The organism is Pseudarthrobacter chlorophenolicus (assembly GCF_000962805.1).
Lineage (GTDB): Bacteria > Actinomycetota > Actinomycetes > Actinomycetales > Micrococcaceae > Arthrobacter > Arthrobacter chlorophenolicus_A.
Genome location: NZ_JZTW01000011.1, coordinates 60,477 through 74,502, shown reverse-complemented (window position 1 = coordinate 74,502; position 14,026 = coordinate 60,477). Strand labels below are relative to the sequence as shown.

11 protein-coding genes and 2 pseudogenes are annotated in these 14,026 nt (G+C 63.7%); 4 read left to right on the top strand and 9 right to left on the bottom strand.

From position 1 onward, the window contains the following. Positions 1–519 precede the first annotated feature (519 nt). A pseudogene (locus UC32_RS12405) lies at positions 520–1,563 on the bottom strand (IS110 family RNA-guided transposase); the annotation flags it as partial. 717 nt (positions 1,564–2,280) lie between these two features. Between UC32_RS12405 and UC32_RS12400 the strand changes: the two are divergent. After that, positions 2,281–3,570 carry an ISL3 family transposase gene (locus tag UC32_RS12400; RefSeq protein WP_045731521.1) on the top strand — a complete coding sequence of 430 codons (1,290 nt, stop codon included), beginning with the start codon at positions 2,281–2,283 and terminating at the stop codon, positions 3,568–3,570. A gap of 261 nt (positions 3,571–3,831) precedes the next feature. Here the strand turns inward: UC32_RS12400 and UC32_RS21175 are convergent, their stop codons facing one another. Both UC32_RS21175 and UC32_RS20580 read right to left on the bottom strand, forming a co-directional pair. Beyond that, positions 3,832–4,242, bottom strand: coding sequence for a MauE/DoxX family redox-associated membrane protein (locus tag UC32_RS21175; protein WP_045731520.1), 411 nt, complete (start codon positions 4,240–4,242; stop codon positions 3,832–3,834). Positions 4,243–4,245: 3 nt separating this feature from the next. Continuing rightward, a complete protein-coding gene (locus tag UC32_RS20580; protein ID WP_152642612.1) occupies positions 4,246–4,536 on the bottom strand; it encodes a hypothetical protein in 291 nt (96 codons plus the stop codon). A 316-nt stretch (positions 4,537–4,852) separates the two neighbouring features. On the opposite strand from UC32_RS20580, the gene UC32_RS20575 reads away from it, so the two are divergent. Next, the gene (locus tag UC32_RS20575) at positions 4,853–5,500 is read left to right on the top strand and encodes a hypothetical protein (protein ID WP_152642611.1); all 648 of its coding nucleotides are present in this window, start codon (positions 4,853–4,855) and stop codon (positions 5,498–5,500) included. A gap of 478 nt (positions 5,501–5,978) precedes the next feature. On the opposite strand, the pseudogene UC32_RS12380 reads toward UC32_RS20575, so the two are convergent. Continuing rightward, a pseudogene (locus tag UC32_RS12380) lies at positions 5,979–7,183 on the bottom strand (IS110 family RNA-guided transposase). A gap of 253 nt (positions 7,184–7,436) precedes the next feature. Between UC32_RS12380 and UC32_RS12375 the strand changes: the two are divergent. After that, positions 7,437–8,849 carry an MBL fold metallo-hydrolase gene (locus UC32_RS12375; RefSeq protein WP_045731517.1) on the top strand — a complete coding sequence of 471 codons (1,413 nt, stop codon included), beginning with the start codon at positions 7,437–7,439 and terminating at the stop codon, positions 8,847–8,849. Between the two features lie 175 nt (positions 8,850–9,024). Beyond that, on the top strand, positions 9,025–10,305 hold the full coding sequence (locus UC32_RS12370) for an MFS transporter (protein WP_045731516.1): 1,281 nt from the start codon (positions 9,025–9,027) through the stop codon (positions 10,303–10,305). Here UC32_RS12370 and UC32_RS12365 read toward each other — a convergent pair. The 5 genes from UC32_RS12365 to UC32_RS12350 form a co-directional block, all read right to left on the bottom strand. Beyond that, entirely contained in the window at positions 10,302–10,787 is a 486-nt protein-coding gene (locus UC32_RS12365; RefSeq protein WP_045731515.1) for a hypothetical protein, read from the bottom strand. The genes UC32_RS12370 and UC32_RS12365 overlap by 4 nt on opposite strands. 51 nt (positions 10,788–10,838) lie before the next feature. Further along, entirely contained in the window at positions 10,839–11,561 is a 723-nt protein-coding gene (locus UC32_RS12360) for a VIT1/CCC1 transporter family protein (RefSeq protein WP_045731514.1), read from the bottom strand. Positions 11,562–11,642: 81 nt separating this feature from the next. After that, positions 11,643–11,894, bottom strand: coding sequence for a matrixin family metalloprotease (locus UC32_RS20970; RefSeq protein ID WP_052690574.1), 252 nt, complete (start codon positions 11,892–11,894; stop codon positions 11,643–11,645). A 177-nt stretch (positions 11,895–12,071) separates the two neighbouring features. After that, entirely contained in the window at positions 12,072–12,656 is a 585-nt protein-coding gene (locus UC32_RS20965; RefSeq protein ID WP_052690573.1) for a hypothetical protein, read from the bottom strand. A 165-nt stretch (positions 12,657–12,821) separates the two neighbouring features. Further along, positions 12,822–14,003 (bottom strand): ABC transporter substrate-binding protein, encoded by a 1,182-nt coding sequence (locus UC32_RS12350; RefSeq protein WP_045731513.1) that lies wholly within the window; start codon positions 14,001–14,003, stop codon positions 12,822–12,824. Positions 14,004–14,026 lie beyond the last annotated feature (23 nt).

Below are 14,026 nucleotides of genomic sequence, written 5' to 3'. Positions count from 1 at the left end.
ACACTATCTATATAGATTTGTAAGTCAAACCCATTTCTTTTCCTTCCGTGACCCCGCAGTTCCGGGCTCGGTGGATGTCGTCGCTGACTATGCGGCCGCTCCTACCTGGGCGTTTCCCTCTTGGCGTACGTTAGCGACGGCGCCTTCAGGAGTCCCGTAGCTCTCGTGCTTTGGTTCCTGCCCTTGTAGTGACCGTTGCGGCAATTGCGGTTCGTCGCCGAACTAGGACGCAGCCCAGGCACAGGTCCGGCTCTGCGCATGCTCGGTGATGCCGCCCACTTGGCCCACGGCGCAGCGGCATTCGGTCCGCCGCGCCTCAAATCTCTAGGGAATGAGACAGTTACAGCCGGGGACCGGGTTTGCGGCTGATTCCGGACTAGCGCCCCAAGCAAGTTCAGGGACTCAGGCGACCACTGGCAACCAAGATTGTTGGTCCCGCAGAGCTGACGATGTGGGCCAGTTCTTTGGAGGTTTCTCGCTTACGGCGTGAGATGGCGTCGGTCCGGCGGTGGCGTAAAGCGTGTTCAGTTGGCGGTAGAGGGTTCGGGCTAGGTATCGCTTGAGGGATCTGCGGATTTCGCGGTAGCTCCGGCCCTCCTGAGTGCGCTTGGCGACGTAGTCGCGTGTGCCGGGATCGTGGATCATCCGGGTCATGGTGATGGTGTGCAAGGCACGGTTAAGGCGCCTGTCACCGCCTCTGTTGAGTCTGTGCCGGACAATGTTGCCGCTTGAGGCTGGCAAGGGACTCACCCCTGCCAGTGAGGCGAAAGCAGCTTCGTTGCGAACCCTGCCTGGATGCGACCAGGCCGTCAGGACAGCTGATACTGTGACGGCCCCGGCGCCCACCATGTCCAGTAGCGGCGCAGCAGGGCTCTGCTGAATCAGTTCTGTCATCCGCTTCTGGTTCGCCGTGAGCTGCGCGGTTACTTCCAAGACGCGGCGTGATAAACGGATTGCTTCCTCGCGCGCGATTGATAGCTCTAACTGCTCCTGTCGTTCCCGCCACCTGGTGATAATGGCGATCTGCGCCGGCACCAAAGGTTTACGGGCGTCGATTCCCAGATCATGAGCCCTTAGAAGGGCGATGAGTGCGTTGACGTTCACTGTTCGTTCCCGTGTCAGCTGATCACGGGCTGCACTTAGAATCCTGAGTCCGGCACGGGTTCCTTCATCCTTTCGCGGAGTCCGGAGGTGGGACTCCTGCAAGCCCAGCACAGCGATTCCGATGGCTGCAGCATCCAATGGGTCGGATTTGCCCAGCCCTCGACGGCCTCGGGGATTCATTCGTGGTGCTTCGGCGACGTCGTAACCGGCGTCCGTTACTGCCCTAGCTAAACGTGCCCCATATGAGCCGATACCCTCCACAGCCCATAAACAGCCCATATCGCCGTCTGTCCTTCGGGCTACCCAAGCAAGTGCGCGTGAGATCCCCGCCGAGGTGGTCGGAAACTGCTCGCACGCGACCTGCTGCTTGTTGTTGGCTTCGATGATGGCGTACGTGTGGGTGCGGGCGTGGCAGTCCACGCCGATTATGAACGGGCGGGTCTGCGCAACGAGGGTCAACGCGGCCACCCTCCTTTCATTTCGAACTGACAGGACAGGTCGCAGCACGACCGGCGCCGGATCTGGGAAGGGTCACTCCGCGGCAAAACTGTGATGAGCCACAACCTCACAGGTTGGGCAAGCTTCTAATCAAGCCAACGACGTGGGACAGATCAGCGCCGGTTGCTCCACCCGGCGTGGACAAATCGGGGGAAACGCACCCTCCAGGGGCAATTGTTTTTTCGAGTCACGCGCCAAGCAGAACGACCGGCACTAACACTGCCAGCTAGTCCCAGACCAGCCACGTCAAGACTCACAGTTGTTGTTTTGGCTGCTGGCGAAGCTTGCGGAGCTGTGGCCGACGGAGGCCTGTCTACCCGTAAGGGCAAGGGGCGGAAATCTTCGTAAGGAAATCAGCGACGGAGGAGCGCCGTCGAAGAATTCCTCACCGCAGGCCCCGACGAAGGAGGGGCTAGACGGGCCGGAGCGGACACGTACAATCCGTCAGGACAGCAGCCAAAACGTCGTAGACAGAACAGGGCCAGGGGGTCCGGAGCTCTGCGACGGCACGCCCTGGACCCAACAGCCGGCCGCGCCAGCGGACGCCCTTTTCAGCGGTTAAAGGGCTCTCCGTGGTTCGTGGTGAAGCGGATTCCGTGTCTTGAAAGCTGAAGGGCTCGTAGCCCTGCTGTGATGGATGTTCTCTACGCATTCATCAAGAGTCAGGAGCTACGAGCCTTGATCGAGCCTACTTCCCCGCGCCCCGATGCTGCCACCGCCATTTTCAACCTGCCCGACTACCGCGTCACCGGCACCGAGGTCCTCGCCTTCGGGCAGCGGCGCGTCCGCGTCGAAGCCACTGCCGAGGCCGGCTGCCCGTCCTGTGGTGTGATCAGCACGCGGGTGCATTCACGCCGGCCACAACGACTGCGCGACATCCCCGTCGCCGGTCCGGTCGAAGTGATCTGGTCCAAGCGGAGATTCTTCTGCGATGAGTACCTTTGCCCGCGGCGGACATTCGCCGAGGAGACCGCCCAGGTCCCACGCCGCGCTCGGTCCACCCGCCGGCTCCGCGACGCCCTCGTGGGGGCTGTCATCGGTTCCGGAAGGGCCGCCGCCGAGACGGCTTCCTCTTTCGATATCTCCTGGTGGCTGGTCCAGCGGGCCCTGGACTCAGCGGCGCTGACCCTGCCTGACGTTGATGCCCTGGCACCCCGGATGCTCGGCATCGATGAACACCGCTACCGTTCCGTGCGGTTCTTCCGCGACCCTGCCACCAAGGCCTGGAAACGCTACGAACCCTGGATGACCACCATCGTCGATCTGGACACCGGACAAGTTCTCGGGATCGTCGACGGCCGCGACAGCGAAGGCGTCGGAGACTGGCTGTTCGCCCGGCCTCTTCAGTGGCGCCTGGGCGTGCAGGTCGTCGCAATCGATCCGTCAGCTGCGTTCCGCAAGGCGTTGCGGATGTGGCTTCCGCGCACCGCCGTCTCGGTCGACGCGTTTCACCTCGTCAAGCTGGGCAACGACATGGTTACCGAGGTCCGCCAACGGCTCACCCAGCAGGTCCACGGCCGGCGGGGACGCTCCATTGATCCCGTCTGGGCCAACCGAAGGCTGCTACTGCGGGCCGGTGACACACTCTCGGACCGGGCACGAAACAGGCTCAGCACCGTGTTCGCCATCGACGACGCCACCGGGAAGCTGCAGGCCGCCTGGCTGGTCAAGGAGCAGCTGCGGACCCTGCTCGCCACCGGATCCCTCGCCGACGCGGCCGCTGCGAAAGACCGACTGCAGGCTCTCGTAGAACGTGCTGCGCAGCCGGAAACGAACCGGTTTTGGCGCACCATCTGCCGCTGGTGGAAAGAGATTGAGGTCCTCATTGTCACCGGCGCGACAACGGCGAAAGTGGAAGCTAACAACACCGCGATCAAGCACATAAAAAGGACAGGCCGGGGATTCACCAACGCCCGTAACTATAAAACGCGTATCCTGTTGCGCAGTGCCGCCAAAACAGCGGCATGAATGTCCATCACGGCAGAACATTCACCACGAACCGTGAAGAGCCGGTTAAAGGGCTGAGGCCGGCCCGTTGGGGCCGGCCTCAATTTTTCCCTCAAAAGGACTACTCAGCGCTGCAGCGTCATCGCTGCCTTCAACTTTGGGGGTGAGCCACTCATTTGGCCGCTCATCGACGGTCTCCGAAGAAGGGACGATCCGATGCGCTGGGCCCTCCCAGTCAGTGCTTCACTAAGAACACAGCCGGCTCAATCCTCTTCGGAACCTCTACGCCAGAATCATCCACGCCCCTGCAGTGGCCACCAAGATCACAGTGCCCACCAAAGCGCCAAGACTTTCCGGTGCGGAGATGGCCGCCGTGGATCCGTCGCACCCGCACGATGCGCGGCCTCTAGATCTGGAAAGAATGAGGATACGGAAGCCGAGAAACGCTAAAAGCAAACTAAGCGTAATAGTTCCCGTAATAACAGGAATGATTCGGAATAGAATACCGAATGCGAGAATACTTTCGGCAATGCATGTAACGGATAGTGCAAGCCGTACGACCTTTACATCTACCTCGAGTAACTCAGAATAGTAGGCTACGAGGATCGGACGCCTCTTGATTTTTGTTACTGCGGGAAAGAAGAGAGTTATAAACAGGAAGAGACTGAGTGCTGTAAGCAGCACTGTATCCATAAGCTATTTCTTCCCGTGACGCGCCTGGGCTCGGGCGTCAAACTCCGCCGATTCCTTTTCATTTTCAGGTCGCGATTCAACTTCCACTCGAAGGAAGGTGGTCCGTGGGTCCCTTCCCATAAATTGCCTGACAGACACTGGCACCTTTGTGCCATCGCTCAACTCAAGGTTGAACTCATAACCACCGAAGGAAGAGACAAGCTGTTCCAACGAGATGTAGGGAGGGCGGTCCTGAGGACCGATTTCATCACGTTCATTTTTATGTACTTCGCGTACCTTTACTTTGTGCTGCATGGTGCTTCCCTGCCGTTCTTAGGTCTATGAAATGCAGTATTTGCCAGTGATTACTGTGATGGTGAAGCACGTACTACCGCAACCAGTGCAACTATGTCGCCAGTCCTCTAGCCAGGTGTTGCAGTTGCATCGCAACCAGACTAACTTCTTGGTTGTGTACTCGCAGTGAACATGCGGATCTGCATGAGCAGGCGAGGTGCTGGGTAGACCGGCAGCAGCAACAAATCCGATCCCAAGAGTCCTGAGGACGCCTCGGAAGAAGGCACGCCGCTTAGGCAGCTTCGGTTCTGGTAATCCGGGCACGCTGGTACTCATAGTGAATCCCCCAATTGATGGCCAGCAAATCTATAGTGGGGAAGCTACACCGTCGTCTTCACGAGGTCAATGGGAACGAATAATATCGGCTATTGCCAAGGACATGCTTGAGGTTCTACCCTCGTTTTATCGCTATCTTGGGGGAGATGACATGCAAAAGCGCCTAAAGTTTTTCCTTGGTGGAGCAATCCTTCTCGGCACCGCGGCAGGGATCGTGGCAGTTACAGCTCCGCCGGCGGATAGATCACGAGATGCATCTCGAATAGTCCATTCCCTGGCCCTTCCTCAAACAGCAAAAGACAAGCTGCCTTTACGGGTGAGTGAGCGCCTTCCGATTAAAATTGATTCCGCTTTAACGAGGCTTGTGGGCGAGGGTTCACACTTGAAATATTATGTCGTCCCAGCAGACAACAAAATGTGCATGATCCCAGTACGTGGCGATGGCGGTGGTGAATTTGTCGGCTGCACCACACTGGAAGGATTCGAGTCCTACGGGCTCCGAATTGAAAATGAAGAGCGCACTGAGCAGGCATGGTTGGTGATCCCTTCCGCCGCTGACGACACCCTTGAATCAGTGAAGAACGACGACGGATGGACCAAGCAGGCACCAAACCTGCTTCTCCGCCAAAATTCATCCGACAAGCGTTAGGGGAACGTTGTGAGAACCCTCAGAATGGCAGCCATGACCGTGATAGCTGCCTCCTGTCTGTCCATAGTTTCGGCAGCCCCGGGATCGGCCTACAGTTCGGGGACGTGGAAAATACAGCCCTACGGCTGCAACGAGGGCTACTATTCCGGATCCAGTGCATGGAACAGCTACGGCCGAGCGGAAGCAAACACCAACGAATACGGTAACTTTTGCTGGTTTGGCAACGCACAAGTATCTGTAGCCGTCTACGACCAGTACCACCAGGTCAGGGGCGGCTGGGTATACGGAGCTAATAACGTCTGGTCCTACTACAGCACCCCCTTGATTTACGGGTGGGGAGGGAATCACTCTTGGGGTAGCGGTCATTCAGGGGCTGCCAAGACCTGAGCTGAAGCAGTATGGCGGGAAGAACGCCATAAGTGATCTCACAGCGATTATCGTTGACTCGGCTGCCGACCCGAAACAATAGTCGTTTACGTCAGGCAGCCAAACGTGGTGCTTGGGAGCAAGCCGGCTCATAGTTTGTGCCGTCGCGCAGCATGGCCCAGAGGACGTTGAGTCGGCGGCGGGCAAGAGACAGCATCGCCTGGATGTGGGTTTTTCCCTCGGAGCGTTTTCGGTCGTAGTAGGTCCGCGAAGCCGGACACGATTTCAGCGCCGACAGGCCGGAGAGGTAGAAGACCCGCAGGAGCCGGCGATCATAACGGCGGGGGCGATGATGGTTTCCGCTAATCCTTCCGGAGTCACGGGGGCCGGAGCCAGCCCAACTACGCCAGCGAACCGGTCCGCAGTCTGAAAGACCGTGAGATCCCCACCTGTAGCACCGAGGAACTCGGCTGCAAGAACCGGGCCGAAGCCGGGCATGCTCAACAGCACCATCGCGTGCCGGTGTTCGGTGACTTTTTTGCTGATGAGAGCATCGAGTTCGACCAGCTCCTCGTTCAGGGTGAGGATTACCTTGGCGAGTGCGGCAACAATCTCCTTTCCCATACCCTGTGCGGGAACCGTCGTGTGCTGGGATTTCGCGGCCTCTACTGCTGATGCGGCGACTGCGGCCGAGGACCGCGCCCCTTGCTTCTTCAGCCAGGCGTGAATCCTTGCCTCACCGGCACGACGGATCCCGTCTGGAGTCCGGTATTTTGTTAGCAGCGTCAGCGCGGCCTTGGAGCGGCTGTAGTCGAAGGCCCGTTCCAGCGCAGGGAAGTATTCGAGCAGCTGGGCCTGCAATCGGTTGATGGCCCGGACCCGGTCAGCGGACTTGTCCGCCCGCCTCGCGGTGAGGATCCGCAGGCTCGTGCTGATGTCATCCCCCGCACGCAGCGGTTGGAGGTCAGTTCGCATTCGGGCCTGGTCCGCGATGACTGCGGCATCTTTGGCGTCTGTCTTGCCTTCACCCCGGTAAATCTTAGAGGCATGGTGAACGGCACGGCCAGGAATGTAGAGGATGTCCTGGCCGTGGCCGATGAGCAAGGCGATCAGCAGCGCCGCTCCGCCACGATTCAGGTCGGTCGCCCAGACCACCGAATCCCCCGCAGCCAGCTCCAGCACGTTAGCTAAGAGCTGAAGCAGTGCTGGTTCATCGTTGGGAACCCGTTGGGACAGCAGGCGGTTTCCGTCGCCGTCGATCACAAAGCAGTGGTGATGGGCTTTGCCGGCGTCAATGCCGGCCCATAATTGCACCAAGAACAGCCTCCAGTCTGTGGGATTGGGTAGAGCCCAGCAGATAACCGCGCCGTCGTGTCCTTATCCGGCGATCATGTCGCGTCTCTCAATCAGCGGTCGGGTCATCGCGGAGAGTGCGGGCGGCCAATCCTTCGAAGCCGTAACGACGTGAATCGTCCAGCCACAGCAACAAAGCCATACCTGCCTCCCCTGGGTAGCCACGACCCTACAACAGCCGCGGAACCACCCGACAACAACATAAGGAGAGCACCTCATGCTTATCGAGCGCATTTACGATGAAGACCTCGCCCAGGCCAGCTACCTGATCGGCTGCCAGGCCAAGGGTGAAGCCATTGTGGTTGACGGACGCCGCGACATCGCCGTTTACCAGGACCTCGCAGCGAAGAACGGCATGAAAATCGTGGCCGTCACCGAAACCCACATCCACGCCGACTACCTCTCCGGCACCCGCGAACTGGCAGCCGCGACCGGTGCCAAGGTGTACGTTTCCGGCGAAGGCGGCCCGGACTGGCAGTACGAATTCGACGGCGAACGGCTGTACGACGGCGACGCCATCAGGCTGGGCAACATCACCATCAAGGCCCTCCACACTCCCGGCCACACGCCCGAGCACCTGTCCTTCCTGGTCACGGACGGCGCCTTCAGTGACCAGCCGGGCTACCTGCTGTCCGGTGACTTCGTCTTCTCCGGCGACCTGGGCCGGCCGGATCTCCTGGACGAGGCCGCCGGCGGCATCGATACCCGCTTCGAGGGTGCCAGGCAGCTGTTCGCCAGCCTGCGGGACAAATTCCTCACCCTGCCGGATTACGTCCAGGTCCACCCGGCCCACGGCGCGGGCAGCGCCTGCGGCAAGGCGCTGGGTGCCATCCCGTCCTCCACGGTGGGCTACGAACGGCTCTACGCCTGGTGGGGGCCGTACCTGGCCGCCAACGATGAGCAGGGCTTCATCGATGAACTCCTCGACGGGCAGCCGGACGCGCACGCCTACTTCGGCCGCATGAAGCGTGAAAACCGGGTAGGCCCGGCCGTCATGGGTGAACGCACCCCGCTGCCGGAGCTTTCCGCCGGCATAGTGGCCGCCGGCCTCGACGAAGACACCCTGACCTTCATTGACACCCGGTCCAACAGCGAGGTCCATGAAGGCACCGTGGTCCGGTCACTGAACGTTCCGGCCGGCAAATCAGTGGCCAGCTACGGCGCCTGGGTGGTGAATCCGGAAACGGACAAGAACCCGCTGGTGCTGCTGGCCAGCGGCCAGGACCAGGCCATGGACATGTGGGACCACCTGGTACGCGTGGGCATCGACAACGCGGCCGGCTACGTCACCGGCATCGAGGAACTGCCCACCTTCACCCCAAAGCTCATCCAGCCCGAAGAACTGGACGGCTACGACGCCGCCATGGTCCTGGACGTCCGCAACAAGACCGAGCACACGGCCGGCCACATTCCGGGCTCGTACCAGCTCAGCGGTGGTCGTGTGATGTGGCACCTGGACGAGCTTCCCGCCAACGGCTCAATCGTCACCTACTGCCAGTCCGGCGTCCGGAACTCCGTAGCAGCCAGCGCCCTGCGCCGTGCAGGGTATGACGTCGTCGAACTTGACGGCAGCTACGCGGCCTGGAGCATGTGGCGGCAGTCCCGGCCCAACGCCGTGGCCGCCCACTAACCGGACAGACCGCCCGGGCAGGACCCCCCTCCCGCCCGGGCTCCGCCCGCGCACGTTTCCCCGAACGGCGCGGGCACGCCCTGAGCGTTACCCCCAACGCTCGGGGCAACCCGCCCGGGTGCGCTTCCCCCAAGCGCGCCCGGGCACCTTCATGCCCACCGAACGGAGTCCCCGTATGCCCGGCAGCACACGTCCCGAGAACCCCGCAGCGACGCGACGCCCGGTGCTGGGACTGCGGCAGAACCTGGCCCAGTTCCTGCTGCTCGTTGCCGTCAACGCGCTGGTGGGCGGCACGCTGGGGCAGGAACGCACCGTACTGCCCCTCCCGGCCACGGAGGCTTTCCACCTGGACCTCTACACCGGGGCGCTGACGTACATCCTCGCGTTCGGGCTGTCCAAGGCCGCAATGAACTATTTTGCGGGGACGCTCTCCGACAAATACGGCCGCAAGCCCGTCCTCGTCGCCGGCTGGCTGGCAGCACTCCCGGTCCCCGACATGCTGATCCTCGCCCCCTCCTGGGACTGGATTGTGGCGGCCAACGTCCTGCTGGGCATCAGCCAGGGCCTGACCTGGTCCACGGCCGTGATCATGAAAATGGACCTGGTTGGCCCGGGCCAGCGGGGCCTGGCCATGGGCTTCAACGAAGCGGCCGGCTACCTTGGCGTGGCTGCCACGGCACTGGCTACCGGCTACCTCGCCACCACTTACGGGCTCCGGCCGGCACCGTTCCTCCTCGGAGCGGCCTACATCGCCCTGGGGCTGGGCCTGACAGTCCTGGCCGTCCGCGAAACCCACCACCATGCCACGGCCGAGGCGTCCGGAACACCCGGTGCTGCCGGAGCCGGCCTCAGCACGGGCCAGGTGTTCACACTGACCAGCTTCAGGGACCACTCCCTCTCGGCGGCCAGCCAGGCCGGCCTGGTCAACAACCTCAACGACGGGCTCGCCTGGGGTCTCTTCCCCGTCCTGTTTGCCGGCGCCGGCCTGGGCGTGGGCCAGATCGGCATCATTGCCGCCGCCTACCCAGCCGTTTGGGGAGCCGCGCAGCTGGTGACCGGTGCCGCCTCGGACCGCTGGGGCCGCAAATGGTTCATAGCCGCAGGCATGCTGGTACAGGCCGCAGCCCTGGCAATGGTCGCGGTAGGCAGCACCTTCGAGGCATGGCTCGGGGCCGCCGTCGTCCTCGGCGTCGGCACCGCCATGGTGTATCCCACCCTGCTGGCCAGCATCGGAGACGTCGCGCACCCTGCGTGGCGGGCACGCGCCGTCGGGATTTACCGGCTATGGCGCGACGCCGGGTTTGCCGCAGGTGCGCTGCTCGCCGGGCTCATCGCGGACCTGTACGGAATTCCGGTGGCTGTCGCCGCCGTCGCCGGACTCACCGCGGTGTCCGGGATTGTCGTGGCGGTGCGGATGCGCGGCGGCGACCACCGCCCCGCTGCGGCGTTGCGCTAGACGCCGCTCCAGACCGACGCCGACCCGGAATGGCCCGTCACCACGGCTTCGTAAACCAGGAACAGCCCCGCAACTACTCCGAGGACGGACGTGGCGGGAACAAGCCAGCGGGCAGCGAGCAGGCGCCCGGCCCCGCGGAGTGCCTGCCATCGGCTCACGGCGGAGGGGAACGCGGCCAGAATCTGCGCAGCCGCCACCAGCAGGAAAACCACCGTCACGTACCGGAAGAAACTGCCCTGCTCGGCGTGCTCCCTGACCAGGTCTGATGCGGGTTTCGCCTTTTCCAGCTGCTCACCGGCTTCCGCGGTGAGTACGGACAGCGGCACCAGCACAACGGCGAGGACGCCCAATGGCCAGGCCAGATAGGACCTGCTGCGGCGCCAGAGCGCGAAGACCACTGCCATCAGGCCGGCCAGCGGGGCAAGGACAACCACTCCGTGGACCAGGAGGATGTGGGCCGGAAGGCCGCCGATTTCCATCATGCAATGTTTCCCTTTGGACGGGGCGGTCACGCCGGATCAGGCGTGCTGGAGTCAGGCTATCCCCGTGGTCCCCAGCAGCAGGCCAACGCCATAGGTGAACGCCATGGCAAGGGCACCGCCGATGACCAGGCGCAGGGTGGCTTTCCGTTTCGAACTGCCGCCGATCCTGGCACTGACCGTACCGGTGATGGCCAGGGCCACGACGACTGCCACGAAGGTGAGCGGAACCCGGATCTCGGCCGGAGGCAGCAGGATCGCCAGCAGCGGGAGTACCGCACCGATGGTGAAGGCGATGGCTGAGGCGAACGCAGCGTGCCAGGCGCTGGCGACGCTGGCCTCATCAATCTTCAGTTCGGCTTCCAGGTGCGCGCCCAGCGCATCGTGCTCGGTGAGCTCGGCGGCCACCCTGCGCGCGGTGGCTTCGGTGAGTCCCTTCGCCTGGTAGATGGCGGCAAGCTCCTCCAGTTCGCCGTCGGGATCGTCGTGGAGCTCCTGGCGTTCCTTCTCGATCAGCGCCCGCTGGCTGTCGCTTTGGCTGCTGACGGACACATACTCGCCCAGCGCCATGGACACGGCACCGCCCACCACGGCGGCTGCCCCGGCTATCAGGATGGGCGTGACATCGTTGGTCACGCCGGCAACACCCACCACCGTCGCAGCAACTGACACGATGCCGTCATTGGCTCCAAGGACACCCGCGCGCAGCCAGTTCAGGCGCGCAGCAATGCTGTCGTCGTGCGGTTCATTGGGGTGCTGCTTCAGCAACTCAGTCATAGGGGACAGTAAAACATCGGCGGCAGCTCCCGGCTACGCAGGTTTGCATACCCTACCCGCGGCCCGGGACGGACCGGGCGGTCATAGCTGGGGAACACACGGCCCGCTGCCCAGGAGTGCAAGCCCGGCGCGGTCCCCGGCCGCGAAATCCACCACGCCCACGTTGTCCGCGTGCATCAGCTGGGCCGGATCGCTGACGTGGTCCAGGCCCACAACGTGGCCCAGTTCGTGCATGATGATGGCCCGCACCTGTTCCGTTCCGTCCGGGCGGCTGGCCAGGATGCCTGCGAGGTCGGGTGCGTCCAGCCGGATCTGGCCGGCGGCGAGGACCATCGGCTGGCCGGGTGCCTGGATGAAGGTGCTGCCGCCGTCGCCCGCGATGTCGCCCGCGAGACCTGGGGATTCCTGCGGCGTGGACCAGGTGATCAGTATTGGCGCCCAGCGCTTGCCGTAGCGGTCCGGCTGGAAGGCCTCCCGTTCATCCGCCGGCGCTTCGGTGGACGTGCCGTTCTAGACGAACTGTAAGCCCGTGGCCGCCGAGGTCGCTGCAACGGCGTCCCGGATCAGGGCGTCGCCACCCGGCACGGCGAAGTCCGGACGCACCACGTAGTGGACGGGGCGGCACGGATCGTAGGCGGCGAACCGCTGGCCGGGATCGGGCGACTCCTGCAGGACGAAAACCGTGGAGCCGGTGCTGGCCGGGGGAGTCCCCAGCGGCGAGGACACGGCCTCGTACCCGGGCGGCGGGACCGTTGCCCCCGGCAGGTAGGGTGCCGCGAAGGGAAGGACAACGCGGCTAAGGAACGACGGCGTGAAGTACAGGCAGATGACCAGCGCCACGCCCAGCGCGGGCAGCAGCCGCCGCTTCCGCTTCCGGGGCCGGTACGGCCGGGGCGCACGGCCGAACGCCGGGCGTCCGGCGTTGTGGGGTGCCGGTTCCGGTGCACGCCAGGGAGCCTGCTGTGCCTGCCGGCCGAACGCCTCGTCGATGGCCCACTGCGGGATCCGCCCGCTCGGTGACCGGCGCACCTGTGGCAGCGGGCCGCCGTCGGGCGCTCCCTGCCATGTACCGCCGTCCCTGCCTGAACCGCCCACCCGCCATCCCCCGTGCCGCCTGCCGATGAATCCTCTTCAGCTTAGGGGCGGCCAGGCTCCCGGTTCCAGCGGGTAAGCGCAGGATTTCCACAAGTTAAAAGCGCCCGCCCGGCCGGAGGCATGATGCCGTGCGGCCGGGCGGGCGGGTGCGGAAATGAGTGGCGGCTATTCCTTGCCGAGGTTGGCGGCGGAGGTCTTCTCGCCGGTGACCTCGTTGAGGGCCCGCAGGTCGAAGATGCCGTTGATGTCGGCCTGCTTGGTGGTTCCGGCGGTGACGCCGTCGGCCAGCAGCTTCTGGTATGTGCCGGCCAGCGGGTCCACCGTGAACACGATGTTCTTGAGCGACCGGTCGATGACATCGGCCTTCAGCTCGGCGCCGGCCGCTTCCTTGAGTGCTGCGTTGATGACGGTGGCCTTCTCACCTGCGGCGGCGCCGTTCAGCCATTCAACGGATTTGGCATGGCCCTTCAGGAGCGCCTTCACGGTGTCCGGGTGGTCTGCCGCGAACTTCTGGTTGACGATCAGGATGGTGGTGGGGAATTCGCCGGGCTTGCCGGACAGCGAACCGTCCCACAGGTCCTTCTCGTCCACCAGCACCTTGGCGCCGGCGGTCAGCACCAGGCGGGAGGCCCAGGGCTCGGGCAGCCACGCGCCGTCGAGCTTGCCGTCCTGGAACAGCTTCAGGGTCTGGGCGTTCTCGGTGGGGTTGATGGCCACGTCGCCGCTGCCGTCAACGTTGGTCTTGTACCCCTGGGCGGTCAGCCAGGCGCGGAGGGCCACGTCCTGGGTGCCGCCGAGCTGCGGGGAGGCGAGGGTCTTGCCTTTGAGGTCAGCGGCGGAGTTGATTTCCGGCTTCACCACCAGCTGCGCGCCACCCGCGGCGGCGCCGGCAATGATGTTGATGGACTCGCCCTGGCTCTTCACGAACGAGTTGATGGCCGGGTTGGGGCCGATGTAGGTGGCGTCGATGGCTCCGGCGTTGAGTGCCTCGATGGCGGCAGGACCGGCGTTGAAGACCTGGGTACTGAGCTTGGTGTCGCCGAGCTCGTCCTTGATGAAGCCCTTGCTGACGCCCACCAGTGCAGGGGCATGGGTGACGTTGCCGAAGTAGCCGAGCTTCAGTTCCGCAGCCGGGTTGCCTGCCGGGGCGGCTTCCGCAGCGGGTGCGGTGGAGGCGTTGTTCGCGTTGACGGCGGAGGCGACGGCGGCGCCGCCTCCCACGAGGGCGAGGATGGCGGCGGCGATGCCGATTTTCAGGCCCAGGGGGCGTTTGGGTGCGGCCTGGCCGGCGACGATGCGGGTGGAGTTTCCGGGGTTCTGCGGACTCTTGTCCTGGGGCTCTGCCATGGGGATTCCTTTGCTGGGGCGGG